The 25260-nt window shown below is 67.9% G+C and carries 23 protein-coding genes and 1 pseudogene; 8 read left to right on the plus strand and 16 right to left on the minus strand.

The window, feature by feature from the left end:
• Positions 1–20: 20 nt before the first annotated feature.
• The 3 genes from gcvPA (at position 21) to AX724_RS01955 (ending at position 3958) form a co-directional block, all read left to right on the plus strand.
• The gene (gene gcvPA, locus AX724_RS01945) at positions 21–1379 is read left to right on the plus strand and encodes an aminomethyl-transferring glycine dehydrogenase subunit GcvPA (protein ID WP_066763051.1); all 1359 of its coding nucleotides are present in this window, start codon (positions 21–23) and stop codon (positions 1377–1379) included.
• On the plus strand, positions 1376–2950 hold the full coding sequence (gcvPB, locus tag AX724_RS01950) for an aminomethyl-transferring glycine dehydrogenase subunit GcvPB (RefSeq protein WP_066763052.1): 1575 nt from the start codon (positions 1376–1378) through the stop codon (positions 2948–2950). Before gcvPA ends, gcvPB begins: the two co-directional genes overlap by 4 nt.
• Positions 2951–3079: 129 nt before the next feature.
• On the plus strand, positions 3080–3958 hold the full coding sequence (locus AX724_RS01955; RefSeq protein WP_066763053.1) for a hypothetical protein: 879 nt from the start codon (positions 3080–3082) through the stop codon (positions 3956–3958).
• Here AX724_RS01955 and AX724_RS01960 read toward each other — a convergent pair.
• From AX724_RS01960 to hrpB, 5 genes are all read right to left on the minus strand, one after another.
• On the minus strand, positions 3915–5897 hold the full coding sequence (locus AX724_RS01960; RefSeq protein ID WP_066763054.1) for an ATP-binding protein: 1983 nt from the start codon (positions 5895–5897) through the stop codon (positions 3915–3917). The two genes, AX724_RS01955 and AX724_RS01960, sit on opposite strands and share 44 nt — an antisense overlap.
• 83 nt (positions 5898–5980) lie before the next feature.
• The gene (spt, locus tag AX724_RS01965) at positions 5981–7243 is read right to left on the minus strand and encodes a serine palmitoyltransferase (RefSeq protein WP_066763057.1); all 1263 of its coding nucleotides are present in this window, start codon (positions 7241–7243) and stop codon (positions 5981–5983) included.
• Between the two features lie 142 nt (positions 7244–7385).
• Positions 7386–7631: an acyl carrier protein gene (locus tag AX724_RS01970; RefSeq protein WP_066763059.1), complete on the minus strand. Its 246-nt coding sequence runs from the start codon at positions 7629–7631 to the stop codon at positions 7386–7388.
• 118 nt (positions 7632–7749) lie between these two features.
• Positions 7750–8028 carry an ETC complex I subunit gene (locus AX724_RS01975; RefSeq protein WP_066763065.1) on the minus strand — a complete coding sequence of 93 codons (279 nt, stop codon included), beginning with the start codon at positions 8026–8028 and terminating at the stop codon, positions 7750–7752.
• A 56-nt stretch (positions 8029–8084) separates the two neighbouring features.
• Entirely contained in the window at positions 8085–10577 is a 2493-nt protein-coding gene (gene hrpB / locus AX724_RS01980; protein WP_066763067.1) for an ATP-dependent helicase HrpB, read from the minus strand.
• A gap of 147 nt (positions 10578–10724) precedes the next feature.
• On the opposite strand from hrpB, the gene AX724_RS01985 reads away from it, so the two are divergent.
• The gene (locus AX724_RS01985; RefSeq protein ID WP_066763070.1) at positions 10725–12338 is read left to right on the plus strand and encodes an ATP-binding protein; all 1614 of its coding nucleotides are present in this window, start codon (positions 10725–10727) and stop codon (positions 12336–12338) included.
• A 9-nt stretch (positions 12339–12347) separates the two neighbouring features.
• Here the strand turns inward: AX724_RS01985 and AX724_RS01990 are convergent, their stop codons facing one another.
• The gene (locus AX724_RS01990) at positions 12348–13127 is read right to left on the minus strand and encodes a TSUP family transporter (protein WP_066763072.1); all 780 of its coding nucleotides are present in this window, start codon (positions 13125–13127) and stop codon (positions 12348–12350) included.
• Between the two features lie 145 nt (positions 13128–13272).
• Positions 13273–14301, minus strand: a complete 1029-nt coding sequence (locus tag AX724_RS01995) for a polyprenyl synthetase family protein (RefSeq protein ID WP_066763075.1) — start codon at positions 14299–14301, stop codon at positions 13273–13275.
• A 116-nt stretch (positions 14302–14417) separates the two neighbouring features.
• Between AX724_RS01995 and AX724_RS02000 the strand changes: the two genes are divergently transcribed.
• Entirely contained in the window at positions 14418–14696 is a 279-nt protein-coding gene (locus tag AX724_RS02000) for a chorismate mutase (RefSeq protein ID WP_066763090.1), read from the plus strand.
• Positions 14697–14700: 4 nt separating this feature from the next.
• Here the strand turns inward: AX724_RS02000 and AX724_RS02005 are convergent, their stop codons facing one another.
• From AX724_RS02005 to AX724_RS02020, 4 genes are all read right to left on the minus strand, one after another.
• Positions 14701–15591, minus strand: a complete 891-nt coding sequence (locus tag AX724_RS02005; protein ID WP_066763077.1) for a DMT family transporter — start codon at positions 15589–15591, stop codon at positions 14701–14703.
• A gap of 206 nt (positions 15592–15797) precedes the next feature.
• Positions 15798–16445: a heme exporter protein CcmB gene (locus AX724_RS02010; protein ID WP_066763079.1), complete on the minus strand. Its 648-nt coding sequence runs from the start codon at positions 16443–16445 to the stop codon at positions 15798–15800.
• Positions 16442–17041 (minus strand): heme ABC exporter ATP-binding protein CcmA, encoded by a 600-nt coding sequence (ccmA, locus tag AX724_RS02015; protein ID WP_066763081.1) that lies wholly within the window; start codon positions 17039–17041, stop codon positions 16442–16444. Before ccmA ends, AX724_RS02010 begins: the two co-directional genes overlap by 4 nt.
• Positions 17038–17445 (minus strand): metallopeptidase family protein, encoded by a 408-nt coding sequence (locus AX724_RS02020; RefSeq protein WP_066763092.1) that lies wholly within the window; start codon positions 17443–17445, stop codon positions 17038–17040. Before AX724_RS02020 ends, ccmA begins: the two co-directional genes overlap by 4 nt.
• Before the next feature lie 34 nt (positions 17446–17479).
• On the opposite strand from AX724_RS02020, the pseudogene AX724_RS02025 reads away from it, so the two are divergent.
• Positions 17480–17776: pseudogene (locus tag AX724_RS02025) on the plus strand (4a-hydroxytetrahydrobiopterin dehydratase); the annotation flags it as partial.
• Positions 17777–17779: 3 nt separating this feature from the next.
• Here AX724_RS02025 and AX724_RS02030 read toward each other — a convergent pair.
• The 3 genes from AX724_RS02030 to AX724_RS02040 form a co-directional block, all read right to left on the minus strand.
• Positions 17780–18280: a hypothetical protein gene (locus AX724_RS02030; RefSeq protein WP_231736440.1), complete on the minus strand. Its 501-nt coding sequence runs from the start codon at positions 18278–18280 to the stop codon at positions 17780–17782.
• Entirely contained in the window at positions 18277–20610 is a 2334-nt protein-coding gene (locus tag AX724_RS02035; protein ID WP_066763085.1) for a patatin-like protein, read from the minus strand. The genes AX724_RS02030 and AX724_RS02035 overlap by 4 nt, the downstream gene beginning before the upstream one ends.
• A 69-nt stretch (positions 20611–20679) precedes the next feature.
• Positions 20680–21378, minus strand: a complete 699-nt coding sequence (locus AX724_RS02040) for an endonuclease/exonuclease/phosphatase family protein (protein ID WP_066763087.1) — start codon at positions 21376–21378, stop codon at positions 20680–20682.
• Positions 21379–21466: 88 nt separating this feature from the next.
• On the opposite strand from AX724_RS02040, the gene radA reads away from it, so the two are divergent.
• Positions 21467–22834: a DNA repair protein RadA gene (gene radA / locus AX724_RS02045; protein WP_066763101.1), complete on the plus strand. Its 1368-nt coding sequence runs from the start codon at positions 21467–21469 to the stop codon at positions 22832–22834.
• Positions 22835–22845: 11 nt separating this feature from the next.
• Entirely contained in the window at positions 22846–23217 is a 372-nt protein-coding gene (locus AX724_RS02050; protein ID WP_066763088.1) for a CvpA family protein, read from the plus strand.
• A gap of 179 nt (positions 23218–23396) precedes the next feature.
• Here AX724_RS02050 and AX724_RS02055 read toward each other — a convergent pair whose 3' ends face one another.
• Both AX724_RS02055 and proB read right to left on the minus strand, forming a co-directional pair.
• Positions 23397–24311 carry an NAD-dependent epimerase/dehydratase family protein gene (locus tag AX724_RS02055; protein WP_231736441.1) on the minus strand — a complete coding sequence of 305 codons (915 nt, stop codon included), beginning with the start codon at positions 24309–24311 and terminating at the stop codon, positions 23397–23399.
• A 6-nt stretch (positions 24312–24317) separates the two neighbouring features.
• A partial coding sequence (gene proB, locus AX724_RS02060) for a glutamate 5-kinase (protein WP_066763089.1) occupies positions 24318–25260 on the minus strand: 943 nt, incomplete at its 5' end.

Here is a 25260-nt window from a genome sequence, read left to right on the forward strand (position 1 = left end):
GGAGGGGAGTGGAGAATGACATGCGTTATCTACCCCTTACCGACAGCGACCGGCAGGCGATGCTCTCTGTCATCGGCGCGTCTTCGATCGACGATCTGTTCGTGGACGTCCCCGCCGAAGCGCGGCTGCCCGGCACCATCCCCGGCCTGCCGGACCATGCCAGCGAACTGGCGGTCGAACGCCACATGACCGCGCTCGCCCGCCGGAACCTGTCGGCAGGGGAAGCGCCCTTCTTCCTGGGGGCAGGGGCTTATCGCCACCATGTGCCGGCCAGCGTCGATCATCTGATCCAGCGCGGCGAGTTCCTGACCGCCTACACGCCCTATCAGCCGGAAATCGCGCAGGGCACGCTTCAGGTGCTGTTCGAATTCCAGACGCAGGTCGCGCGCCTGCTGGGCTGCGATGTCGCCAACGCCTCCATGTATGACGGCTCGACCGCCTGCTGGGAAGCGATCGGCATGGCCCGCCGGGTCACGAAGCGCGCAAAGGCGCTGCTGTCGTCGGGCCTTCATCCCCATTATGTCTCGGTCGCCCAGACCATGGCGAAATTCACCGGCGACACGCTGGTGCATGAAGCGCCGACGCTCGATGCCGCCACCGACATCGACGCGCTGATCGCAGGGATCGACAAGGATACGAGCTGCGTCGTCGTCCAATATCCCGACATCCTCGGCCGCATCGCGGACCTGACCCCGCTTGCCGAGGCCGCCCACGCGGCCGGCGCGCTGCTGGTCGCGGTGGTGACGGAGCCGGTCGCGCTGGGGGCGTGTCAAGCGCCGGGCCATATGGGCGCCGACATCGTCGTGGGCGAAGGCCAGTCGATCGGCGTCGGCCTCCAGTTCGGCGGCCCCTATCTCGGCCTTTTCGCGTGCAAGCAGAAATATGTCCGCCAGATGCCGGGTCGCCTGTGCGGAGAGACGGTGGACGCTGCGGGCAAGCGCGGTTTCGTGCTGACGCTTTCCACCCGCGAACAGCATATCCGCCGGGAAAAGGCGACGTCCAACATCTGCACCAATTCGGGTCTCTGCGCGCTCGCGTTCAGCATCCACATGACGCTGCTGGGCGAAAAGGGGCTGCGCCAGCTCGCCGCGCTCAACCATGGGCGCGCCGTCGAAGCGGCCGACCGGCTGGCGAAGGTGCCGGGGGTCACGCTGCTGAACGACATCTTCTTCAACGAATTCACGCTGATCCTGTCGAAGGACGCGCGCGAGACCGTCCGCCGCCTGGCCGACCGGGATGTGCTGGCCGGCGTGTCGCTTGGCCGCCTCTTCCCGCACGCGCCACAACTGGGCCACGGCCTCGTCGTCGCGGTGACGGAGACGGTGACGGCGGAGGATATCGAAAGCTTTGCCAAGGCGCTTGAGGAGGAACTGGCATGACCATGCTCAAGGAAGGCCGTCCCACCACCCCCGCGCCCGTCGCGGACGCGCATATGGCGCCCGGCACCGCCACCGGAAATCGCGCCCTGATGCTGGAGGAGAAGCTGATCTTCGAGATCGGTTCGAACGACACGACCGGCGTGGACTTCGACGCCGCGCCGCCGGTCGCCAGCCGGCTCGGCACTCTCGCCCGTACCGACGCCATCGGCCTTCCCGGCCTGTCGGAGCAGGAGACGGTCCGCCACTATACCCGGCTCAGCCGCCAGAATTACGCCATCGACCTGGGCCTGTTCCCGCTCGGCTCCTGCACGATGAAGCATAATCCGCGCCTCAATGAGAAGATGGCCCGGCTGCCCGGCTTCGCGGACATCCATCCGCTGCAGCCGCAATCGACGGTGCAGGGCGCGCTCGCCGTCATCAACCAGCTTGCCTTCTGGCTGATCGACCTCACCGGCATGCACGGCGTCGCGATGACGCCCAAGGCCGGCGCGCATGGCGAATTGTGCGGGCTGCTGTGCATTCGCGCGGCGCTGGAGGCGCGTGGCGACGCGCGCCAGGTGGTGCTGGTGCCCGAAAGCGCCCATGGCACCAATCCCGCCACGGCGGCCTTCTGCGGCTACAAGGTGGAGGATATTCCCGCCACCCCGGACGGCCGCGTCGATCTGGAAGCGCTGAAGGCGCGCCTCGGACCGGACGTCGCGGCGGTGATGATCACCAATCCCAACACCTGCGGGTTGTTCGAGCGCGACATGAAGGTCATTTCCGATGCGGTCCATGCCGCCGGGGCCTTCGTCTATTGCGACGGCGCGAACTTCAACGCCATCGTCGGCCGGGTGCGCCCCGGCGACCTTGGCGTCGATGCCATGCACATCAACCTGCACAAGACCTTCTCCACCCCCCATGGCGGCGGCGGTCCCGGTTCCGGCCCGGTGGTGCTCAGCGAAGCGCTCGCCCCCTTCGGCCCGCTGCCCTACACCGCGCGCATGGCGGACGGCACGATCCACCTGATCGAGGAGGAGAATGTCGGCGAGGAGATGCCGCAGAGCTTCGGCCGGATGAGCGCCTTCCACGGCCAGATGGGCATGTTCACGCGCGCCTTGACCTATATCCTCAGCCATGGCGCGGACGGCCTGCGGCAGGTGGCGGAGGACGCGGTCCTCAACGCCAACTATATCCTGCGCAGCCTGGACGACGTGCTGGACGCGCCGTTCGGCGGCAGCGGCCCCTGCATGCACGAGGCATTGTTCAGCGACAAGGGACTGGCCGAAGGCTTCACCACGCTCGACATCGCCAAGGGGCTGATCGACGAAGGTTTCCACCCGATGACCATGTATTTTCCGCTGGTGGTCCATGGCGCGATGCTGGTCGAACCGACCGAAACGGAGAGCAAGGCGGCGCTGGACCAGTTCATCCTGGCGCTGCGGAGCCTTGCGGAACGGGCCAAGGCGGGGGACGAGGCGCTGAAGGGCGCGCCCTATCACGCGCCGCGCCGCCGCCTGGACGAAACGCTGGCCGCGCGCAAACCGGTGCTGACCTGGAACGAGCCGGACCTGGCGCAGGCGGCGGAGTGACGCGCCGATGATGCGACGCGAGGGGTGGGGAGGCTGTTCTCCACCCGTCGTCCGCGCGCCTGGCCCCGGTTTCCGCTGTCACGGGGATTGAAAGATCGCCGGTGCCCTGCGATGGCGGGCGGAGCAGTTATGGCGAACCAGCTTTCCTCCCTCGTCACCGCGGAACTCGCCGGCCCGGCCGATCCGCGCGCCGCCGCCATGGCGGGCGCGCTGGCGGCCCGATACCCCAGCGCCGCGCGCGCCGTCCTGTTCTACGGCTCTTGCCTGCGCGAAGCCAATCTCGACGGGCTGATGCTCGATTTCTACCTGATCGTGTCGGATTACCGCGCGGCTTACGGCAAGAGCTGGCTGGCGAGGGCCAACCGCCTGATCCCGCCCAACGTCTTTCCGTTCGAACATCAGGGACTCATCGCCAAATATGCCGTCCTGTCCGAAGCGGACTTCGCGCGGCTGAACGGGCGGCAGGCGGACAATGTCTCGGTCTGGGCGCGTTTCGCCCAGCCTTCGCGCCTGCTTTGGGCGGCGGACGACCTCGCCCGCCGCCGCACGATCACTGCTGTGGCGCAGGCCGCTCCCACGCTGCTTTCGCTCGCGCGGCCGATGGCGCAGGATGCGCAAGACGTGCTCGCCTTATGGAAGACCGGCTTTGGCCTCACTTATGATGCGGAATTGCGCGCGGAAAAGACAGGCCGCTCGCTGTCCATCGTGGACGCCGATCCCGACCGCTACCGCCGGTTCGGACAAGCGGCGCTGGCCGATGGCCTGCCGCCGTCGCCGCCCGACGCCCCCCTTGTCTGGCGCCGGCTCCAGCGCCGGGGCAAGCGATTGTCCGTCCTGCGCCTCGCCAAGGCGAGCTTCACCTATGCCGGGGGAATCGACTATCTTGCCTGGAAGATCAATCGCCATGCCGGCACGAAGATCGCCATACGTCCCTGGCAGCGGCGATGGCCGCTGATCGGCGCGCTCACTCTGCTGCCGCGGCTGTTCCGGAAAGGTGCGATCCGCTGAGCGCCGTCGCCAGCGCCTGACCCAGCGCTGCCAGCGTGTAAGGCTTGCGCAGCACCACATGCCCCTGGAAATCGGCGCTTTCGCCGGTGTCGCCGGTATATCCGGTGACGAACAGCACCGGGATGTGCTGCAACGGGACGGGCAGGCTCTTCACCAGTTCCGGCCCGGTCATGTCGGGCATCAGCACATCGCTGACGATCAGTCCGATGTCGGGATTGTTGGTCAGCAGCCTGATCGCCTTGGACGGATGGTCGCAGGCGATCGGCAGATGGCCCAGTTCGCCCAGCGCCGCCATCGTCTGGTTGAGCACGCGCGGATCGTCCTCCACCACCAGGATGCGCGTGGGCGGATGGCGCACCGGCGTCTGGGCGAACGCCTCCTCCTGCTCGCCGACCGCCGCTTCCCTGGTCGAACGCGGCAAATACAGGTGGACGCTGCTGCCCTTGTCCGGCTCGGATTCGATGCGCACATCGCCTTCGCACTGGCGGACGAAGCCGAAAATCTGGCTGAGGCCAAGGCCCGTGCCCTTGCCCACGGGCTTGGTCGTGAAAAAGGGTTCGAACACCCGCGCCAGCACCTCTGGCGACATGCCGCATCCGTCGTCCGCGACGGTCAGAACGACATAGTCGCCCGCCGCGCAATCGCCCACTTCCCCGGCCTTCAGCGTCGCCTGCGCGGTGGACAGCGTCAATCGCCCGCGTCCCTCCATCGCGTCCCGCGCGTTGACGCACAGGTTCAGGATGGCATTTTCCATCTGGTGCCGGTCGACGAAGATGCGCCAGCCGCCCGCCGCCTGCGCGAACGTGACGATGATCTGGTCGCCGATCGCGCGGTCGATCAGGTCCGCCATGCCGGCCAGCAGCGCATCGGGATCGACCGCGCTGGGCAGCAGCGGTTCGGATCGCGCGAAGGCCAGCAGCCGGCGGGTCAGCGCAGATGCCCGGTTCGCGCCGTCCATGGCATTGTCGAGATGGCGTGTCGCTTCCACCGGCTTCAGCCGCAGGTTGCGCTTGGCCAGTTCGAGACCGCCCACGACCACGGCCAGCATATTGTTGAAATCATGTGCGATTCCGCCCGTAAGCTGGCCCACCGCGTCCATCTTCTGCATCTGGCGCAGATGGTCCTCGGCCGCCGCACGCTCCGCCGACTCGCGCTTGAGCTGTTCATAGGCGATGGACAGTTCGGCCGTGCGCTGCGCCACCGCGGCTTCCAGCCGGTCGGCGCGCTCTGCCTCCGCCTCCGCTGCCTGCCGCGCCTTGCGCCGTTCGCTATAGGCCGCATTGGCGAACCAGGCGGCGAACAGGACACAGATCAGCAGCACCAGCCCCAGCAGGCGGGAGGTGCGGCCGATCGTCTCGGTCCGGTCGCCCGCCAGCGTCACCGCCAGGCTGCGTTCGCGCAGACGGTCATTCTCCGCCTGGATGACCCGGTCGAGCAGGGCGGTGATCCGCCGCACGTCCCGAGACTTGCCGGCTTCGTGGAAGCGCGCGAGCGCCGCCATCTTCTGGTCGTAGGTGGTACGCAGCCCGATCTCGTTCAGCGTCTTGCCGCGTTGCTCGAAGGCGTAGCGCAGCGCCTCGACATTGCCGTTCTGCCAGTCCGACCCGCGCGTGGCGTAACCCAGTGCCTTGAGCTGGCTGCCCGCGCTGCGCCATTCATCCTGGAACAGGCGGCCGGTGTCGGGATCCAGGCTGATGACATAACGCGCCAGCGTCACTTCGGCGCGGGCGGTGCGCGCCTCGAACGCGCGGGCGAGCGCGATGATTTCGAAACTATGCTGCTGTTCGGCCAGCGCCCGCGCATGGTCGCGCGACGCATTGCTGGCAGTGTAGAGCAGAAGACCGAGCGCCCCGACCAGCAGCACGGCAAGCAACAGCGGGACGGACCTTCGCGCGCGGGGGCGCCATCCTTGTTCCGGCTCTGGGTGAAGGTCGGCCATGGACCGTTACACTATCCCAACAAGGGCTTTCGGGAAACAGGGCAGGCGCACCGTCCCTAACATGCCTTATCCAGCCTGAGCCTTCAGCCGATCGCGCCGGTCGCCTTGCCCGCCGCCTCGAACATGCCGATGATCTGTTCGACTTGCTCATCGCTATGTTCCGCGCACAGCGAACAGCGCAGCAGGAAGGTGCCGGCCGGCGTTGCGGGCGGGCGCGCCATGTTGACGTAGAGGCCCAGTTCCAGCAGCGTCTGCCACATCGCGACGGCTTGTGCCTGGTCGGTCAGGATGACCGCGATGATCGCCGACTGCGGCGTTTCCGTCCCCAGCTTGAAGCCAAGGTCGATGAGGCCCTTGTGCAGCCGCCGGCTGTTCTTCCACAGGTGCGCGCGCTTGTCGCCCGCATGCATCAGCTTGCGGATGCTCGTCGCGGCGGTGGCGACGACGCTGGGCGGCAAGGACGCGGTGAAGACATAGGGGCGGCAGACGAGGCGCAATATCTCGAACTTGGGGTGGTTCGATACGCAAAAGCCGCCAACGGTTCCGACCGACTTGGAGAAGGTGCCGACGACGAAGTCGACATCCCCCTCGACGCCCTGCTCCTCGTAAACGCCGCGGCCGTTCGCGCCGAAGAAGCCCATGCCGTGCGCTTCGTCCACCAGGATCATGCAATTGGCATGCTTGCGCACCGCCGCGACCATGGCGGGCAGGGGGGCGACGTCGCCCAGCATCGAATAGACGCCCTCCAGCACCACCAGCTTCAGCGCGTCGGCGGGAAGGCGGCTCAGCCGCTTGTCCAGATCCTCGACGCTGTTGTGGCGGAACCGCACGATCTCCGCGTCACCCAGGAAGCAGCCGTCATAGATGGAGGCGTGGCTGTCGGCGTCGAGCACGACATAGTCGCCCCTGCCGGCCAGCGTGGAAATGACGCCCAGGTTCGCCTGATAACCGGTCGAAAAGACCATGGCCGACGACGTGCCGTAAAATTCCTTGAGCGCGTCCTCGACTTGCCGGTGCCCCTGATAGGTGCCGTTGAGCAAGCGGCTGCCGGTGGTGCCCGCGCCAAAATCGTCCAGCGCCTTCTTGCCGGCCGCCACCACGTCCGGGTCGAACGTCATGCCCATATAGTTATAGGTGCCCAGCAGGATCGTATCCTTGCCCTTGATGACCGCCTGGGTGGGGGACTTGACCTCATCCATGACGATGGCGAAGGGATCGCGCACGCCCGTCGCCAACAGCGCCTCGCGCTCCGTGATCAGGGCATCGAATTTGGAGAACAGGTCGCGCGCGGCCGGTGTTTCGGCGGGGGTGTGCGCGTCGTTCGCGGTTGCGGCTGCTTCGGTCATATATCTATCCCTCAACCCGTTCGTGCTGAATAGGGACTGAGCATGGCGAAGGCCCGTATCGAAGCATTCGCGCCGGCCCCGTCCTTCGATACGCCGTTTCGACTTCGCTCAACGGCTACTCAGGACGAACGGTGTTTTGCAATCAGGCGGCCTTGAGCTTCGCCACCGCGTCGACCAGCTGGCCCACGGTCTCGATCTCGGCCTGCATGTTCATGGTGATGATGATGTCGAACTCATCCTCGATGGCCGCGACGAAATCCATCACCGTCAGGCTGTCCCATTCCAGATCGCCGGCGAAGCTGGTCTCTTCGGCAAGGTCGATCCCCTTCTTGTTGAAGGGTTCGATCTGGGCGGCGACGCTATCGAAAATTGCGCTGCGATCCGTCATTATCGTGAAAATCTTTCCGTCAAAGCGCGGCTTTTGCCGCCTCTCCCTGCCCTTTGGCAAGTGAATAAGGCGTCAATCGGGCAGCATCGCGCCCGAATATGTGGGCCGTGCCGCCGCGTCAGCGGAAATTATCGGCATAGGCCTGGATCTTCAACGTCTTGGGCGGGGTCGGGATGATCGCGTACGCGATGCCATACTTTTCCGCGTAGGCGACCGCCGCCTGCTGCGAGGGGAAGGTCAGCTTCACCTGGCTTTGCGTATCGCCGGACCCGGTCCAGCCGGTGAGCGGATCGGGCTTGCGCGGCTCGCTCTGCACGAAGTCCAGCACCCATTTATGGGTCAGCGCCTTGCCCGATTGCATCGCGTTCTTCTGGATCTGGTAAATGCGCGCGGTCATCGCGGGAGACTCCGGGTAAATCTTTGTGCTGCGTTGCACCAGCGTTCGCCGCCAAGTCAAGACTTGGGCGCGCCATGGCGCCGGGCGTCGGCGTTTTTGGTGCGCAGCGTGGCGCTGGCTGACGCGGGATCGTCGGGCCAGGGATGGCGGGGATAACGCCCGCGCATCTCCTTCGCCACGTCGCGCCAGTTGCCCGCCCAGAAACCGGGCAGGTCGCGCGTGGTCTGGATCGGTCGTCCCGCGGGCGATGTCAGCGACAGGACCAGCGGGATGCGCTGGCTCCCCACGGTCGGATGCTCCGCCAGGCCGAACAGCGCCTGCACGCGCAATTCGACGCGCGGTCCGCCCTCGGCCGCATAGTCGATGGCGTGACTGCTGCCGGCGGGCGACCGGAAATCGGGCGGCGCAAGCCGGTCGAGCTGGCTCTTCCCTTCCCATCCGATCAGCCCGTCCAGCACGCCCGAAAGCTGCGACCGATCGATGTCGGACAGCCGCCTTTTGCCCGACAGCAGGGGCGGCAGCCATTCGTCCAGCCTTTCCATCAACGCCGCGTCCGACAGCGCTTCTACGCCCGCGAAGCCTGCTCGCATGCGCAGCGATTGCGCGGCTTCCGACCAGGGCAGCAGGTCGAGGCCGCCCTGCCGCACGCCGCTCGCCAGGGCCGCGACAACAGCGTCGGGATCGGGCCGGTCGTCCGATCCGCTGGACAGTCTGACAGCGCCTATCCGCCGCTCCCGCAACGCTTCTATGCCCCCGTTCGCGGCACGGAACCGCACGGTGCGATGTTCCGCGATCCGATCGCCGAACAAAGCGATCACGTCCGTCTCGCTGATCGGCGCGGCCGACAGGATGCGCGCGCCCGCCGCGCTGCCCTGCACCTCGCCCACCGCCAGCCATTCCTCCCGCGCCAGCGGGGACAGCGGATCGAGGCGGAAGCCGCGCCCGCCCACGCTCGCCCAGTCGGCGCCGTCTGCGGACCGGCGCTTCGAGACGCGATCGGGGAAGGCGAGGGCGAGGCAGATCCCTTCTCCCCTTCCCACCGGCAGGAGGGGCCGATCGGAATCGCGCGCCTCCGATCGCCCCTTCCCCCCGGCGGGAAGCGGAACAAGGGTCGCCCACCGCTTCGCCATCGCCCGCGCCGCGTCCGCGCGCTTGCCGCTTTCCCGCCGCCAGCGCTGGCGACGCGCCGTCAGGTCGATGTCCTGCCCGCCGATGCCGCGCTCCCCCAGCAGCATGGCCACGTCGGCGGCGACCTGCGCCAGCCCCATCTCGCCCGCGCGCACCAGCATATGCGACAGGCGCGGCGCGAGGGGCAGCTTCGCCAATATGCGCCCATGCGCCGTGATCCGCCCGTCCGCGTCCAGCGCGTCCAGCACCCTCAGCCGCCGCCGGGCTTCCTCGACAGCGGCGCCGGGCGGCGGATCGAGCCAGCGCAGGCTCGCCGGGTCGTTGACGCCCCACAGCGCGCAGTTGAGCAGCAGGCTGGACAGGTCGCTTTCCAATATCTCGGGCGGATCGAATGGCGGCATCCCGGCCGTCGCCGCCGCTTCCCACAGCCGATAGGCGACGCCGGGCCGCTGCCGCGCGGCGCGACCGGCGCGCTGCGTCGCCGCCGCCTGGCTCGCGCGTTCCGTCACCAGCCGCGTGACGCCCGCGGCCCGATCATAGCGCGGCCGCCGCGCCAGGCCGCTGTCCACCACGATCCGCACCCCCTCGATGGTCAGGCTGGTTTCCGCGATCGACGTCGCCAGGATCACCTTGCGCCGGCCTTCCCGCGACGGCCGGATCGCCGCCCGCTGCGCTGCCGGGTCAAGGCTGCCGTGCAGCTTGTGGACTTCCGCCACGCCCTCGACCCGCTCGGCCGTGCGTTCGATCTCCGCCACGCCGGGCAGGAAGGCGAGCAGGTCGCCCTCCGCTTCCTCGGCCAGCGCGCGGCGGATCGCCGCCGCCATCTCATCCTCGATCCGTTTTTCGCTCGCGCGGCCGATGTGGCGCAGTTCCAGCGGCTGGATGCGCCCCTCGCTCTCGATCATCGGCGCGCCGTTCAGCAAGGATGCGAAACGCGCTCCGTCCAGCGTCGCCGACATCGGCACGATCCGCAGGTCCGGCCTCAACGCATCCTGCGCGTCCAGCGCCAATGCCAGCCCAAAATCGCTGTCCAGGCTGCGCTCGTGCACCTCGTCGAACAGCACGGCCGATACGCCCGCCAGTTCCGGGTCATCCTGTATCCGCCGCACGAAAATGCCTTCGGTCAGCACCAGCAGGCGCGTGCGCGCGCTCGTCCGGCTGTCCATCCGCGTCGCGTAGCCGACGGTGCCGCCGGGCTGTTCGCCCATCAGTTCGGCGATCCGTTCCGCCGCCGCGCGCGCGGCCAGTCTGCGGGGCGACAGCAACAGCACCTGCCCGTCGCACCAGGGTTCGTCCAGCAGCGCAGGCGCGACCGCGGTCGTCTTGCCAGCGCCGGGCGGCGCCACCAGTACCGCACTGTGCCTGTCGCGCAGGGCGGCGAGCAATCGGGGCAGCACGGCATGGATCGGCAGGTCGCTCATTCCCCTCCCTTTGCGTCAAAAGACGGTCGCTGCAAGGGCAGGAAATTTCCTTTGTGCGGAAACAGTTGGCTCCCCATACGTTCGGCCGCCTAATGATCCATGTTAAACGCGCCGGTGTCGGGCGTGCGCTTCAAAGGGCAAGGGATAATGGCAAGTCTGCCGGGAGATGCGGCGCGATACCGCACTCTTTTCGAGACGATGGACGAGGGCTTCTGCATTATCGAGTTTCTCGATGGTCCCCATGGCCCATTGAGCGATTATATCCATGTCGAAGCCAACGCCGCCTATGAACGACACGCCGGCATCCCCAATGTCGTGGGCCAGAAGGTCCGCGAAATGGTGCCGGACGAAGCGGAGGGCTGGGTCGAACTCTATGGCGGGGTGCTGCGCACCGGCAAGCCGATCCGCTTCCAGCGCGAGCTGGAGGCGACCGGCCATCATCTCGACATTTCCTCCTTCCGCGTCGGCCCCTTCGAAAATCGCCAGGTTGCCGTGTTGTTCAAGGACATCACCGACCAGATTCGGGTGCAAAAGGCGCTGCACGATCTCAACGAAACGCTCGAAGCCCGCATCGCCGAAGCGCTGGCGGAGCGCGAGGAAGCAGAGACCGCCCTGCGCCAGGCGCAGAAGATGGAGGCGGTCGGCCAGTTGACCGGCGGTCTCGCCCATGATTTCAACAATCTGCTCGCCGGTATCAGCGGCGCGCTGGAAATGATCGGGGTCAGGCTGGCGCAGGGCCGCATGGCCGATGTCGACCGCTATCTGGCGGCGGGGCAGGGGGCCGCCCGCCGCGCGTCGGCGCTGACCCACCGGCTGCTCGCCTTCTCCCGCCGCCAGACGCTCTCGCCCCGGCCGATCGTCGTCAACCGCCTGCTCGGCGATTTTTCCGAACTGGTGCGGCGGACGGTGGGGCCGCAGATATCGGTGGAAACGATCGCGGCGTCGGGCCTCTGGCCCGCGCTGGTGGACGCCAACCAGCTTGAAAACGCGCTGCTCAACCTGTGCATCAACGCCCGCGACGCCATGCCGCATGGCGGGCGGATCACGATCGAGACCGCCAATCGCTGGCTGGACGATCGCATCGCGCGCGAGCATGGCCTGACCCCAGGCCAATATGTCACCATCTGCACCAGCGATACCGGCACCGGCATCGAAAAATCGATCATCGACCGGGTGTTCGATCCCTTCTTCACGACCAAGCCCATCGGGCAGGGGACGGGGCTGGGCCTGTCGATGGTCTATGGCTTCGCGCGGCAGAGCAACGGCCATGTGCGTATCTATTCCGAAGCGGGGCAGGGCACGATGGTCTGCATCTACCTGCCCCGGTATCGCGGGGAGGCGGAAGCGGAGGACATCGTGCCCGCCGGCGACCTTCCCGTCGGCGCTGACGCAGGCGAAACCGTGCTGGTGATCGATGACGAACCGTCGGTGCGGATGCTGGTCTGTGACTCGCTGAGCGATCTTGGCTATCAATGCGTGGAGGCAGGCGACGGTCCCACGGGGCTGCGCATCCTGGAATCGCGCGCGCGCATCGACCTGCTTGTCACTGATGTCGGCCTGCCGGGCGGTCTCAACGGGCGGCAGGTGGCGGATGCCGCGCGCGCGCTGCGCCCTGACCTGCGGATCCTCTTCGTCACCGGCTATGCCGAAAACGCCGTGCTGAACCACGGTCATATCGAACATGGCATGGAAGTGCTGACGAAGCCCTTCGCGGTGGACGAACTGCGGCGCCGGGTGGCGATCCTGCTCCAGTCCGAATGACCAGGGCGCCTAACCGAACAGGTAGAGGTGGACCGGGTTCTTGGGGTCCAGCAGCATTTTGGTCGTCAGCGCCAGCGACATGACGATCAGCAACGGCTTGATGAGGCGCGACCCGAACCGCATGGCGAGGTGCGATCCGATCTGACCGCCCACGATGCTGCCCGCCGCCATCGCAAGGCCCGCGATCCAGATCACGTGCCCACCGGCCAGCATGGTCAGCAGCCCGGCGATGTTGCTCGCGAAATTGGCCGCCTTGGTCTGGGCCGTCGCCCGCAGGATCGACAGGCCGCCCAGCGCCAGAAAGATGGTGGTATAGAAAGCGCCCGCGCCCGGCCCGAAGAAGCCGTCGTAAAAGCCGATCACGCCGATCAGCCCGGACAGGCCGGCCATGCCCACCCGCGCATGGCTGTCGGCGTTGCCCAGCTTTGGCGAGAAGGTGAAATAGGCCGCCATGGCGACCAGCAGCGCCGGCATCAGTCCCGCCAGGATCGACGGATCGACCCGCTGCAACAGCCATGCGCCGCCGACCGACCCGATGAACGCCGCGATCACCGGCCCCTTGTAGGTGGCAAGGTCCATATGCCCGCGCCGGGCATAGGCGATGCACGCCCCGAAAGTGCCGAAACAGCTTTGCAGCTTGTTGGTCGCCACCGCCTGCACCGGCGGCACGCCCGCCGCCATCAGCGCCGGCAGGGTGATGAGGCCCCCGCCGCCCGCCATCGCATCGATGCAGGACGCGGTCAGCGCGGCGGCCATCAGGAAGGCGATGGTTTCAGGGGAAAGGATCATGGGCGAGTTGGCTTCACCCCCTCATCCCGTTCGGGTTGAGCCTGTCGAAGCCCTTGGCTTTCCTGAAAGAGAAAGAATAACCCTTCGGCAAGCGCAGGGCGAACGGCATGCTTTGCGGAGGATAACGGCCAAGCCGCCGAAATCCTCAATAGGCGCGGGCTATAGCGAACTCGACCGCTTCGGTAAGGGCCGCTTTCGCCTGCCCGGCATCGAACATGCCCAGCGCGTCGATCGCCCGCTGCCCATAATGGCGCGCCCGCGCCAGCGTATCCGCGATCGCGCCCGTGCGCCGCAGCAGCATGGTGGCATGGGCCAGATCCTCCGCGCCGATCCGGTGGCCCGCGATCGCCGCCTTCCAGAAGGCCCGGTCGTCGTCCGATCCGCGCGCATAGGCCAGGATCACCGGCAACGTCACCTTGCCGTCGCGGAAATCGTCGCCCGCATCCTTGCCCATCGTCGCGCCGTCCGATTCATAATCGATGGCGTCGTCGATCAGCTGGAAAGCGATGCCGAGGTTGCGGCCATAAACGTCCAGCGCCTGCTCCTCCGCCTCGCTGCGGCCCGCGACCACGGCGGAAATGCGGCAGGCGGCGGCGAACAGCGCGGCGGTCTTGGCGCCGATGATGTCGAGATATTGCTCCTCGCTCGTGTCGATCTTGCGCTGGGCGGTCAACTGGTTGACCTCCCCCTCCGCGATCACCGCCGACGCGCCGGACAGGATCTTCAGTACCTTGAGCGACTCCGCCTCGACCATCAGCTCGAACGAGCGGGAGAAGAGGAAGTCGCCCACCAGCACGCTGGCGCTGTTGCCCCAGATGATGTTGGCGGTCTTGCGGCCCCGGCGCATTCCCGACCCGTCGACCACATCGTCGTGCAGCAGCGTCGCCGTGTGGATGAATTCGACGGCGGCGGCCAGCTTGTAATGGCGGCTGCCCGCATAGCCCACCAGGTCGGCGCAGGCGAGCGTCAGCATCGGGCGCAGCCGCTTGCCGCCGCCCGCGATCAGGTGCCCGGCCAGTTCGGGAATCAACGGAATGCGCGACTGCATCCGGTCCAGGATCACGGCATTGACCTGGTTCATGCCGTCGGCGACCAGGCTCATGATGGGCGAAAGGGACGGTTCCGCGTTCGCGCGACCGATCGGATGGACGTTACCGGGGGCGGGGGCTGTCATGACCCGGCTCATGTGGCGGCGCGACGGGCGAAAGGCAAGCGGTAATGGCTTGCGCGATCGGCCGGAAGCGGCAAAAAGCGCCCGAACTGAACCGCCCGATCCGAACGGAGCCCCGCATGGACGAAACACTCAAACGCTATCGCGAAAGCATCGACAATATCGACGCCGCGCTGGTGTTCATGCTGGCCGAACGCTTCAAGATCACGCAGGCCGTGGGCGAGTATAAGGCGACACATGACCTTCCGCCCGCCGATCCGGGCCGGGAGGAACGGCAGGTCGGCCGGCTGCGGCAACTCGCCGCGGACGCCAATCTCGACCCCGACTTCACGGAAAAATTCCTGCGCTTCATCATCGACGAAGTGATCCGCCACCATGAAAGGCTGCGCGAGGGCTGACGGGTCAGGCGGGTTCCGCCACCGCTTCCTTGCGTCCCTGCGCACGGCCGATCAGCACGCCGCCCAGCGCCATCGCGAAACCCGCCAGCTGCAGGGCGCTCAGCCGTTCGCCGAACAGCAGCCAGGCTTCTATCGCGGCGAGCGGCGGCACCAGCAGCAACAGCATCGACATGCGGGTCGCCCCCTGATGCCGCACCAGCCAGACGAGCAGGCTGAGGCCCGCTGCCGACAGCCCGAGCACCGACCAGCCCAGCCCGATCCACAATATCGGCGCTCCATCCCAGCGAAACGCGCCCCCCAGCAGGGTGGCGACGATCGTCACCAGCGCGCCGCCCATATTCTGCACCGCGCCCGACACCAGGATGGGATCGTCGGCCAGCCCGCTTCGCTGGATCAGCGTGCCCCCCGCCATCGCCAGCACCGCCACGACGCCGGCCACCGCCGGCAGCAGGCTGACGCCGGCGGTGCCGCCCCGCGCGATCGCCGGTTCCAGCACGCAGGCGACGCCCAGGATCGCGATGACCAGCCCGGCCCACGCCCGCGCCGGCAGTCTCTCGCCCAGCAGGAAGACGCTCGCCACCGCGACCACCAGCGGCTGAAGCGCGCCGAGCAGGGCCATGATACCGGCGGGAATGCCGTGCTGCACCGCCCCCCAACCGAGCGTCAGGTAAAGGCCGTGCAGCATCGCGCCCGCCGCCAGATGAAGCGCCAGCTTCCGGCCGCGCGGCCAGGGCTGCCCGGCGTAGAACGCCGCGCCGCCCAGCAGCATGGCGACCAGCGCCAGCCGCACCGCCAGGATCAGTTCGGGCGTGCCATGCGGCACCACCGCCCGCGCGACGATGAAGCCGGTGGACCATATGAGGACGAACAGGATGGATGCGACGATGCCGAACATGCGTCGCCTTTGGCGCAAGGACCGGGAACTGTCGAGAGCGCGCAGGGCGGACGGCAAAGGCTGCCGTCTCTCCTACGCGGCCAGCGGCTGCTATTGTCCGCAGCTGCGCGGGTCTGGCCGGTCCGCCCCGCTTTCCGATAGGATCATCCCGGCGCAACATCATGTCGCATCCTGCGGGAAATATGCGAAGTTAAGGCTGCAAAATCCTATTCCCGGCCCGCCCGGATCGCCGCCCCGCCGGCAAAGGGCGTGATCGCCACCAGCAGCAATGACGCCGCGCCCAGGAACTTGATCGCCGCGCCGCTGCCGTCGCCCAGCGTTCCAGCGCCGAAGATCAGCAGCGGCACCGCCAGCGGCAGCGCCAGCAGCCCGGCCAGCGCGCCGCTAGACCGCAGACCGGCCGTCAGCGTCGCGACCAGCAGCCCCAGCGCCGCCAGCGCGGGCGTGCCGACAGCCAACCCCGCCTCCAGTTTCAGGATCGTTTCGCCCTCCAGCTTCAGCAGCGCGGCGGCGGGCAGCGCCGCGATCATCAGCGGCGGGCCGAAGCCCAGCCAGTGCGCCGCCAGCTTGGCGCTCACCACCGCTTCCTCGCCAATGCCGCGCAGCGCGATCTGGTCCAGCACGCCCGCTTCCATGTCCGGTCCGACCAGCCGGTCGACCGGCAGCAGGCTGGCGAGCAGCGCCGCGATCCAGAGCATCCCGCCCCCCGTCCGCGCCAGCAGCGCCGCGTCCGGCCCGACCGCGAAGGGATAGAGGCTGGCGACCAGCAACAGGAAGGCGACCGGCAGCCATAGCCCGCCCGATGTCCAGGCCTGGCGCAGGTCGCGGCGGACGAGCAGCAGGAACCGCTTCACGCCGCCTCCGCCCGATGGTCCGCCAGGGCGACATGGACGGGATCGCGCAAGGGAAGCGGCTGGTGCGACGCCGCGATCACGATCCCGCCGCCAGCCAGATGATCCGCCACGGCGCGGCCCAGCAGGTCGAGCGAGCTATCGTCCAGCCCGTTGCCCGGTTCGTCCAGCAACCACAGGCCCGCGCGGCTCGCCATCACCCGCGCCAGCATCGCGCGCTTGCGCTGCCCGGTCGACAGCATCCGCACCGGCAGGTCGGTGAGCGGCGTCAGCGCCATCGCCTCCAGCGCCGCTGTCACCGCGCCCGGCCTCGCGCCATCCAGACCGGCCCAGACCTGCAGCGCCTTTGCCAGCGGCAGGTCGCTATCCAGCGCCAGCCGCTCGTCCGTCATCGCCACGCCGCCCGATCGCTCCACCGTGCCGGCAAGGGCGGGCAGCAGCCCAGCGCACAGCCGCAGCAGGCTCGACTTCCCGATACCGTTGGGGCCGGTCAGCAGCGCAGCGCCGCCGGGCTTCAGGTCAAGCGACACGTTGCGGAAAAGCATTCGCCCGCCGCGCGCGCAGGCGACGCCGGTCAGCCGCAGCGCCGCGCCGGTCATGGCGAAACCATGTCCTCCAGCACATGCATGTCCAGGTCGGACAGGCCGAAATGATGGCCGATCTCATGCACCACCACATGGGTGACGAGCGCGTCGAGCGGCACGCCCGTTTCGACCCATTCGTCCAGCAGCGGCCGGCGATAGAGATGCACGGTCGGCGGCGCATCCCCTGTCTGCGCCTCCTGTCCCACCGGCCGGCCGCTATAGAGGCCGGTCAGGCCGAACGGGTCGTCTATCTCCATGTCCTTCAATATGTCGGCGTCGGCAAATTCCTCGACGAACAGCACGACATTGGCCAGATGGTCGGAAAAGGGCGGCGGCAATCGTCCCAGCGCCTCCAGCGCCAGCGCCTCTATCTCTTCCCTGGTGGGGGCGAAGCGGAGCGGTTGACCGTTGGGCGACATCGCTGCGACATAGGCCAAACTACGGGATCAGGATAGGGACATGATTGCTAAATTGACTGATGAGGAACGGGCGCTGGCGCTCGCTGACCTACCGCTATGGACCGCCGCCGGAGATCCCGACGGCATCGTGCGCCGCTTTGCCTTCGCCGATTTCGCCGCCGCCTTCGCCTTCATGACCCATGTCGCGATCATGGCGGAACGGGCCGACCATCATCCCGAATGGTCCAACGTCTATAACCGGGTTGAGATCATGCTCACGACCCACGACGCTGGCGGCCTGTCACAGCGGGACATCGACATGGCCAGGGCGATCGACGCGATCGCCCCCTGACCGTCAGTAGGAAGCGGGTGTCTCGACCCGGTCCTCATAGCCCTTGAGCGCGGCGATGACCGAAGGATCGGCGGCATATCGCCGCCGCAGCATCGCCAGCCGCGCGTCCGTCCCGGTGCACAGTTCCGCGACGCTTTCGGCGATATAGGCGCGCCGTTCGGCGTCATGCGGCTCTTCGCCCCGGAAATGGTCGCATCCATCGCGATCCACCATGAAGGTGGTGACTTCCCGGGGGAAGGGTTCGATCGCCGCCTCGTCGCCGCTGGCCGGCAGGTCCAGCGGGTTGCGCGGCGCGGGCTGCGCGCGGACGGTGACGGTGGGCGAGGGGGCGGGCTTCACGGGCGGGGGCGCATCGGGCTCGGCAATGGCGAGCGGCGCGGGCGGCAGGTCCAGTGGCGCAGGCGCGCCGACGTTGCCGGCCTGGGCGCTGTCGGCAGACGAATCGCGGCAGCCGGCCAAGGCCAGCATCACCACCAACGGAACCAGCACGAAACGCCCGCTCACCCGATTTCCTCCCGCAAGCTGGCGATCAGGTCGCCCACATGGGACAACCGCGACTCTTCCTCGTCCAGGATCGCCAGAAACGCCGCCCGCCTATACGTGGCAACCGTTTCAGGGGGAAGACGGCTGGCTATGGGTGTTGCACTATTCACGATATCCAGAAGCCGCTCGACGCCGTGCAATCGGCCCCAAAGATAATCATTTTCCCGATAGGCCCTGCTAAAAAATGCCCCGAAATTGTTGAATTCTATGCCTTTGAGCGTCTGTTCCGCGCCGCCGGCGCGGATCGCGCCGCAATCCTCCGGCGAAATCCGGTCCACCTTGACCGGATCATATTCGTCCAGACTGTCACCTTGATGCAACGGTAGCGTGGCGATGTCGGTGAAGGGAAAGCCGAGATAGGCGAGCAGCATCGTCCGCCGCCCCGCCTTGGGCAGCGCGGCGAACGCGTCGGACAGCATCTGGTCCGCCGCCTCGTCCCGCGCCTTGAGCCCACGGGCGGTCGCCACCGCCGCCAGCGCCCCGCCCGCGTCGCCCGGCACGTCCTTCGCCGCGTCCGCGACCTGCGCCCCGTGGAAATCCGCATCCTCGCATTCGGCATAGAGCGCCAGCGCGCCATAGATGGCGTCGTGCATCCCCTGCACCGCCGGGTCGTCCGCTTCCGCTTCCAGTTCCAGCGTGTCCCCCAGCCGCCGCGCCAGATAGCGCAGGCGGCGAATGCGGAAGGCAAGGTCGTGGGCGCGGAAGAAGGCGACGGGCGCGGCCGCCGATCCGTTGGAGCCGGTCAGCTGGTCCGCCCCGTCCTTGCGCACCTGCGCCCAGATCGCCTGGCGATAGGCCTCGCGCATCATCGCGCTGTCTTCGCCCGACAGGCGGAACAGCAGATCGCTGAGCGATTCGACGATGCCGGACAGTTTCAGATGTCCGTAGGCCGGATAGGCGAATCCCGCCGCGCCCGCCGCCCGCTGCTGCGCCTTGGCGCGCCAGGCCGACAGGCGCGCGGGCGTCGGGCGATCGAGGAACAGCATTTTGCCGATGGCGCTTTCCACCTCCGCCTCTATGCCCGGACGCAGCGCGTCCAATATCCGGCGCGTGCGCCGGATGCGCGCCGAATGGCGGTCTATCGCCTCCAGATTGTCGCGGATCGGCTGTTCGCGCGGAATGTCGCTCAGCGCGCCGAAGATCGTGCGGAAGAAGCCGGGCAGGGGCGCGGTCTCCCCGGCAGGCGCATCCTCCCGCTCGCCATCCTTGTTCAGGCGGATGGAGCGACGGCCGGGCTTGGGATCGATATAGACGAAGCGGCGGTCCACCTCCCGCCGCGAGGGGCGGTTGCGCAGCGCGCCGATGGCTTGCGCGAAGGGGGCGTTGGCCAGGACCGATCCGTCGATCAGCACGGCGTCCTCCGCCGTCCCGCGCGCGGCATGGCGGGGCAGCGCGCGGCCCAGGAACGCCTCCCGCGTCGGCCAGCCGCGATGGCGGCGCTTGAGCACCCGGTCCAGCTCCCGCACGGTGAAAGGCGGGAATGCGCCCGGAAAGCTCGCCGTCGCGCGCGCCGCGAAGGTCAGCTCCACCGGGTCGGCGAAGGCACGCGCCTCTCGCCCCCGCGCGCGAAAGCCGATGGACAGGCGATGCTCGGTCTCGATCACCTGCGGCGGGCTGTTGAGGTTCAGGCTCTGGGCATGGCCCTCGAAATCGGTGACGGTGACGAACAGGTCGAGCGGATGCCCCTCCGGCAGCAGGGGCGGCCCGCGTTCCGCCACTGCCATGGCGTCGAATGCCTCCAGGATCATGGTGGTGAACACCTCGCCGCCGAAAGGTGGCTCGAACCAGCGCGACCGGATGAAGCGGGACAGCTTCATCCGCACTTCTTCCCGCGTGTCCGGGGCGACGGTGCGCTCCACCGCGTCGCCCGGCCGCCGCGCCGCCATCCAGACGAGCGGCGTCGCCCAGAATTTGGTCAGCGCCCGCGCCGGCCGCGCATCGGGATCCAGCAGCCGGTCGACATCGGCATTGTCCAGCCACAGGTCGGTCAGCGGGTCCAGGGACTGGCCGGTCTCGATCGCCTGCGCCAGGAAGATGCCGTTGATGCCGCCCGCGCTCGCCCCGGCGATGATGTCGGGCATGACGCGCAGCCGGATGCCGCTCGCTGCCTCGATTGCCTCCAGCACTTGCCGGTACACCGCCTCGCTGCCCTGGCTGGCGGGCGCATTATCGTGGAAGGCGCGGCTTGCCCGCGCCAGCCGCCACAGCTCCTTCGTGATGCCATGCATATAGACCGCCAGGCTGATCCCGCCATAGCAGACCAGCGCAAGGCGCAGTTCCCGCTCCTTCATGGCAGGAACGTCGCAGAGGGTGACGGAAATCGCAACCCAATGCCCGCCCGAAACGAACGGAGGACGGCGTTACCCAAGTTTGAATTCCGCCCAGATCGGCAGATGGTCGGAAGCCTTGCGCGCCGCCGCGCTTTCATGGACGCCGCAGTCCTTCAGCGTCATCCGCCCGCAATGCATGATCCGGTCGAGCCGCGCCACCGGCCGCCGCGCGTGGAAGCTGCGCCCGCACGGCGCGAAGCAGTAATGGCGGGCAAAGTCCGCCAGGCAGCCGCGTTCCGCGCTCCATTCATTAAGGTCGCCCATCAGCACGGTCGGCATCGCCGTTCGCTGCGCGGCGGCATTGATCACCGCCGCCGCCTGCTTGCGCCGCCACAGCCCCGACAGGTCGAGATGCATGCCGAACACCCGGACGCTCGCGCCGCCCATGGACACTTCCGCCATGGTCGCGCCGCGCGGTTCCAGATAGGGCAGGTGCAGCACGTCATGCGCGCCGATCTCGGCGGCCTTGCGCACCAGCAGCGCGTTGCCGTGCCAGCCCATCGAATCGACCTGGACGTTGAGCGGCACTGGCTTATAGTCGCTGAATTTGTCCATCAGCTGCGGCGGGATGGCCGCTGACCGAACGCCGAACCGCCGGTCCGCCTCCTGCAGGGCGACGATGTCGGCGTTCACCTCGTTCAGCACCTCGAGCACCCGTTCGGGAACCCGCCGCCTGTCCGTGCCGATGGCCTTGCGGATATTGTAGCTCGCGACGCGGATCGTTGTCATGCCGGATCAATGCGCCAGCGGCGCGGATGTTTCCAGAGCGGGATGGCATGTTCTTGCAATGTTCGCATTGTCCCGGCATAGCCGTGGCATGGCCAAGGCAAAGCGCAAATTCGTCTGTCAACAATGCGGCACCGTCACCAGCCGGTGGCAGGGCCAGTGCGAGGATTGCGGCGAATGGAACAGCATCGTCGAGGAAGCGGCCGAAACCGTGTTCTCCGCGCGCCATGACCTTCAGGGGGGCGGGCGGTCGATCACGCTGGTCGGCCTCGACGCCGATGTCGAGTTGCCGCCGCGCACCTCGACCGGCATCGCGGAGTTCGACCGCGCGCTTGGCGGCGGCATCGTCAGCGGATCGGCGACGCTGATCGGCGGCGATCCGGGCATCGGCAAATCGACCCTGCTGCTCCAGGCAGCGGCGCGGATCGCGGCGCGGGGCCTGTCTGTCGCCTATATCAGCGGGGAAGAGGCCGCCGATCAGGTCCGCCTGCGCGCGCAGCGCCTCGGCCTCGGCAACGCGCCCGTCCAGCTCGCCAGCGCCACGTCGGTCCGTGACATATTGACGACGCTGGGCGACGGCCCGCCGCCCGCCTTGCTGGTGATCGATTCGATCCAGACGATGCACAGCGACCTGATCGAAGGCGCGCCCGGCACCGTCAGCCAGGTGCGCGCGTCGGCGCAGGAACTCATCAAGTTCGCCAAGCAGCGCGGCACAGCGCTTATCCTCGTCGGCCATGTGACCAAGGATGGCAGCATCGCGGGCCCGCGCGTGCTTGAACATATGGTCGATACCGTGCTGGCGTTCGAGGGCGAGCGCAGCCATCAGTATCGCATCCTGCGGGCGATCAAGAACCGCTTCGGCGGCACTGACGAGATCGGCGTCTTCGCCATGGTGGCGGAGGGACTGGAGGAAGTCGCCAACCCGTCCGCGCTGTTCCTGACGCATCGGGACGAAACGGTGACGGGCGCCACCGTCTTTCCGGCGCTGGAAGGGACGCGGCCCGTGCTGGTCGAAATCCAGGCGCTGGTGGTGCGGCTGTCGAGCGGCGCGACGCCCCGGCGGGCAGTGGTGGGATGGGACAGCGGCCGCCTCGCCATGATTCTCGCCGTGCTGGAGGCGCGCTGCGGCCTCAGCTTCTCGACGGCGGAAGTCTATCTGAACGTCGCGGGCGGATATCGGCTGAGCGATCCGGCCGCCGACCTGGCCGTCGCCGCCGCGTTGATTTCCGCTCTTTCGGAACGCCCGGTTCCCGCCGACGTCGTGCTGTTCGGCGAAGTCGCGCTGTCCAGCGAAATACGCCCGGTCGCGCATGCGCCCCTGCGCCTGCGGGAAGCTGCCAAGCTCGGCTTCAACCGCGCCTTCGTGCCCGCATCGGCCAGCGACGGGGTGAAGGGGATAGCGGTGAGCGGCTTTCGCACCTTGAGCCAGCTTGTTGACCAGATGCTGGGCAGGGGATAGCCACGGCGGCAATGAACGCCATCGACATCCTCGTCCTGCTTGCCATCGGCGGCTGCGCCGTGCTCGGCCTCATGCGCGGCTTCGTGCTGGAAACACTCTCGCTGATCGCCTGGGTGCTGGCGATCTTCGCCATCCGCCTGTTTCACGCCTCCGCGGCCGAACTGCTGAGCGCCTTCGTCGGCTCGGCCAGCGGCGCGGCGGTGCTGGCGCTGGTCCTGGTCTTCGGCGTCACCTTCGGCATCGGAATCTACGGCAGCGCGGCGCGGCGGCCGGACTGGCTGAGCGACGCGCGCACCTTTCCGCTGCTCAATGCCAGCGGGCAGGCGATCAGCGAATTCCTGGCCGAACAGCGCGCGAAAAAGCCGGCGGCGGAGGATCGTTAGGCTTCAGTCCAGCGTGGCGCCGCTATGTTCCGTCGCCCTATGCTCTAGTTATCTTTTGTCTTCCGCATTTTCCCAGGCAGCGGACGATGCCGTCCGCTTCGAAAAGGCTCTATGTCGGGATCGGTCATGCCGGGCAACGGGCCGCCAACGGACGCATTCCGTGCGGCACTAAGCCGGATTTAGAGCCACCCCTTCTCCCGATAGGCCGCCGCCGTCGCCTTCAACCCCTCTTCGGTCGGCACTTGCGGCAGCCATAGCCTTTTGGGCGGCTGCTTGCGTTTCCCCACCACCCAGTCGGGATGGCAGAAATAATCGACCCGGTCGGGCGTCAGCTTGGCGCGCTTGCCCCGAACGAGCCGGTCGGCGCGCGCCGCGATTGACAGCAGCCATTGCGGCGTCGCCATGACGCGCACGTTGCGGCCGACCGCCCGTCCGATCGCCGCGCCGAAATCCTTGTGATCCCATCCGCCTGCCGTGCCGTCATCGACCTCGTAAGTGCGCGTCAGGCTGTTTTCCTGCTCCTGCGCCAGGCTTAGCAGCAGCCGGGCAAGATCGGCGACATGGATGACCGACAACCGCCCGCCCGGCGGCAGCATCATGATGCCGCGCTTTGCCATGCGGAACAGTTCCAGCATCTCGCGGTCCCGGGGGCCGTAGATCGCCGGCGGCCGCACGATGGTCCAGTCAAGGCCGCTCGCCTTTACATGTTTTTCCGCCAGTTCCTTGGACCAGCCATAGTCGGACAGCCTGGGCTCGCGCGCCGCGAGCGAGGAGACATGCACGAGCCGCCGAATGCCCCGCCGCCGCATCGCGTCGATCACCGCCACGGTGCCGCGCGCGTTGCCGGCCTCGAACCCCTCCCGGTCAGGCGCGTTCACCACGCCCGCAATATGCACCACCGCATCCGCATCGCGCACCAGCGTATCGAGTGCGGCCGCGTCCTCAAGCGATCCGGGCACCCATTTCAGCTTGGCGCGCGGCGGCTGGGCGCTGCGGGTCAGGGCATTGACGCGCACTCCTTCGCCAAGCGCCTGGCTCAGTGTCTCCGCGCCGACGAACCCCGTCGCGCCTGTCATCGCAATGCGGAATACCATGGCCAGTCAGACCATCGCCATATGGTCGCGGTGGATCAGCACGGATCGGTGCATCTCGCCCAGCAGGGCCGCGATCTCCTCGCTGCGCCGGCCGGCGATCTTCGCGGCCGCCTCGCTGTCATATTCGATCAGGCCGCGCGCGATCACACGGCCGTCCTGCGCCACGATGTCGACCACGTCGCCGCGCTCGAACAGGCCCTCGACCCGCGCCACCCCTGCGGGAAGCAGGCTGTTGCCCTTGCCCAGCGCCCGTTCCGCGCCAGCGTCCACCACCACCCGCCCCAGCGTGGTCAGCCGCCCCGCAAGCCAACCCTTGCGCGCGCCCTTGGCGGGAGCGGCCAGGAAAATCGACCCCTTCCCCCCGTTCGCCCAGTGAGCGAGCGGCGCGTCCACCTTGCCGGACAGGATGGCGAGGTGCGCACCCGCGCCCGTGGCGATCTTCGCGGCCTGGATCTTGGACACCATGCCGCCCGATCCCATGCCCGAAGCGGAGCCGCCGTCGGCCATCGCCATGATGGCGTCGTCTATCGTCTCAATCGTCTCGATCAGCATGGCGCTCGCATCGACGTGCGGATTGGCGGTGTAAAGCCCGTCCACGTCCGACAGCAGCGCAACCGCGTCGGCCCGTGCCGCCTGTCCGATACGTGCCGCCAGCCGGTCATTGTCGCCGAAGCGGATCTCCGCCGTCGCCACGCTGTCATTTTCGTTCACCACGGGCACCACGCCCAGCGCCATCAGCCGTTCCAGCGTGGCGGAGGCATTCAGGTAACGCCGCCTGTTTTCCAGATCGTCCAGCGTCACCAGCATCTGCGCCGCTGTGATGCCGCGTTCGGCCAGCAGGCTGGCCCAGCATTGCGACAGCGCGATCTGGCCGGTCGCCGCCGCCGCCTGCGCATCCTCAAGGCTGCCGCGCCCGCCCTTGGGCAGCTTCAGCCGTCGCGCGCCCAGC

Origin of the sequence: Sphingobium sp. CCH11-B1 (genome assembly GCF_001556865.1) — a bacterium.
In the GTDB taxonomy this organism is placed as follows: Bacteria; Pseudomonadota; Alphaproteobacteria; order Sphingomonadales; family Sphingomonadaceae; genus Sphingobium.

What these genes read in the sequence shown, in the direction of transcription:
- gcvPA (WP_066763051.1), top strand. Translation starts at nt 21, where the DNA reads ATGCGTTATCTACCCCTTACCGACAGCGACCGGCAGGCGATGCTCTCT.
- gcvPB (WP_066763052.1), top strand. Translation starts at nt 1,376, where the DNA reads ATGACCATGCTCAAGGAAGGCCGTCCCACCACCCCCGCGCCCGTCGCG.
- AX724_RS01955 (WP_066763053.1), top strand. Translation starts at nt 3,080, where the DNA reads ATGGCGAACCAGCTTTCCTCCCTCGTCACCGCGGAACTCGCCGGCCCG.
- AX724_RS01960 (WP_066763054.1), bottom strand. Translation starts at nt 5,897, where the DNA reads ATGGCCGACCTTCACCCAGAGCCGGAACAAGGATGGCGCCCCCGCGCG.
- spt (WP_066763057.1), bottom strand. Translation starts at nt 7,243, where the DNA reads ATGACCGAAGCAGCCGCAACCGCGAACGACGCGCACACCCCCGCCGAA.
- AX724_RS01970 (WP_066763059.1), bottom strand. Translation starts at nt 7,631, where the DNA reads ATGACGGATCGCAGCGCAATTTTCGATAGCGTCGCCGCCCAGATCGAA.
- AX724_RS01975 (WP_066763065.1), bottom strand. Translation starts at nt 8,028, where the DNA reads ATGACCGCGCGCATTTACCAGATCCAGAAGAACGCGATGCAATCGGGC.
- hrpB (WP_066763067.1), bottom strand. Translation starts at nt 10,577, where the DNA reads ATGAGCGACCTGCCGATCCATGCCGTGCTGCCCCGATTGCTCGCCGCC.
- AX724_RS01985 (WP_066763070.1), top strand. Translation starts at nt 10,725, where the DNA reads ATGGCAAGTCTGCCGGGAGATGCGGCGCGATACCGCACTCTTTTCGAG.
- AX724_RS01990 (WP_066763072.1), bottom strand. Translation starts at nt 13,127, where the DNA reads ATGATCCTTTCCCCTGAAACCATCGCCTTCCTGATGGCCGCCGCGCTG.
- AX724_RS01995 (WP_066763075.1), bottom strand. Translation starts at nt 14,301, where the DNA reads ATGACAGCCCCCGCCCCCGGTAACGTCCATCCGATCGGTCGCGCGAAC.
- AX724_RS02000 (WP_066763090.1), top strand. Translation starts at nt 14,418, where the DNA reads ATGGACGAAACACTCAAACGCTATCGCGAAAGCATCGACAATATCGAC.
- AX724_RS02005 (WP_066763077.1), bottom strand. Translation starts at nt 15,591, where the DNA reads ATGTTCGGCATCGTCGCATCCATCCTGTTCGTCCTCATATGGTCCACC.
- ccmA (WP_066763081.1), bottom strand. Translation starts at nt 17,041, where the DNA reads ATGACCGGCGCGGCGCTGCGGCTGACCGGCGTCGCCTGCGCGCGCGGC.
- AX724_RS02020 (WP_066763092.1), bottom strand. Translation starts at nt 17,445, where the DNA reads ATGTCGCCCAACGGTCAACCGCTCCGCTTCGCCCCCACCAGGGAAGAG.
- AX724_RS02035 (WP_066763085.1), bottom strand. Translation starts at nt 20,610, where the DNA reads ATGAAGGAGCGGGAACTGCGCCTTGCGCTGGTCTGCTATGGCGGGATC.
- AX724_RS02040 (WP_066763087.1), bottom strand. Translation starts at nt 21,378, where the DNA reads ATGACAACGATCCGCGTCGCGAGCTACAATATCCGCAAGGCCATCGGC.
- radA (WP_066763101.1), top strand. Translation starts at nt 21,467, where the DNA reads ATGGCCAAGGCAAAGCGCAAATTCGTCTGTCAACAATGCGGCACCGTC.
- AX724_RS02050 (WP_066763088.1), top strand. Translation starts at nt 22,846, where the DNA reads ATGAACGCCATCGACATCCTCGTCCTGCTTGCCATCGGCGGCTGCGCC.
- AX724_RS02055 (WP_231736441.1), bottom strand. Translation starts at nt 24,311, where the DNA reads ATGGTATTCCGCATTGCGATGACAGGCGCGACGGGGTTCGTCGGCGCG.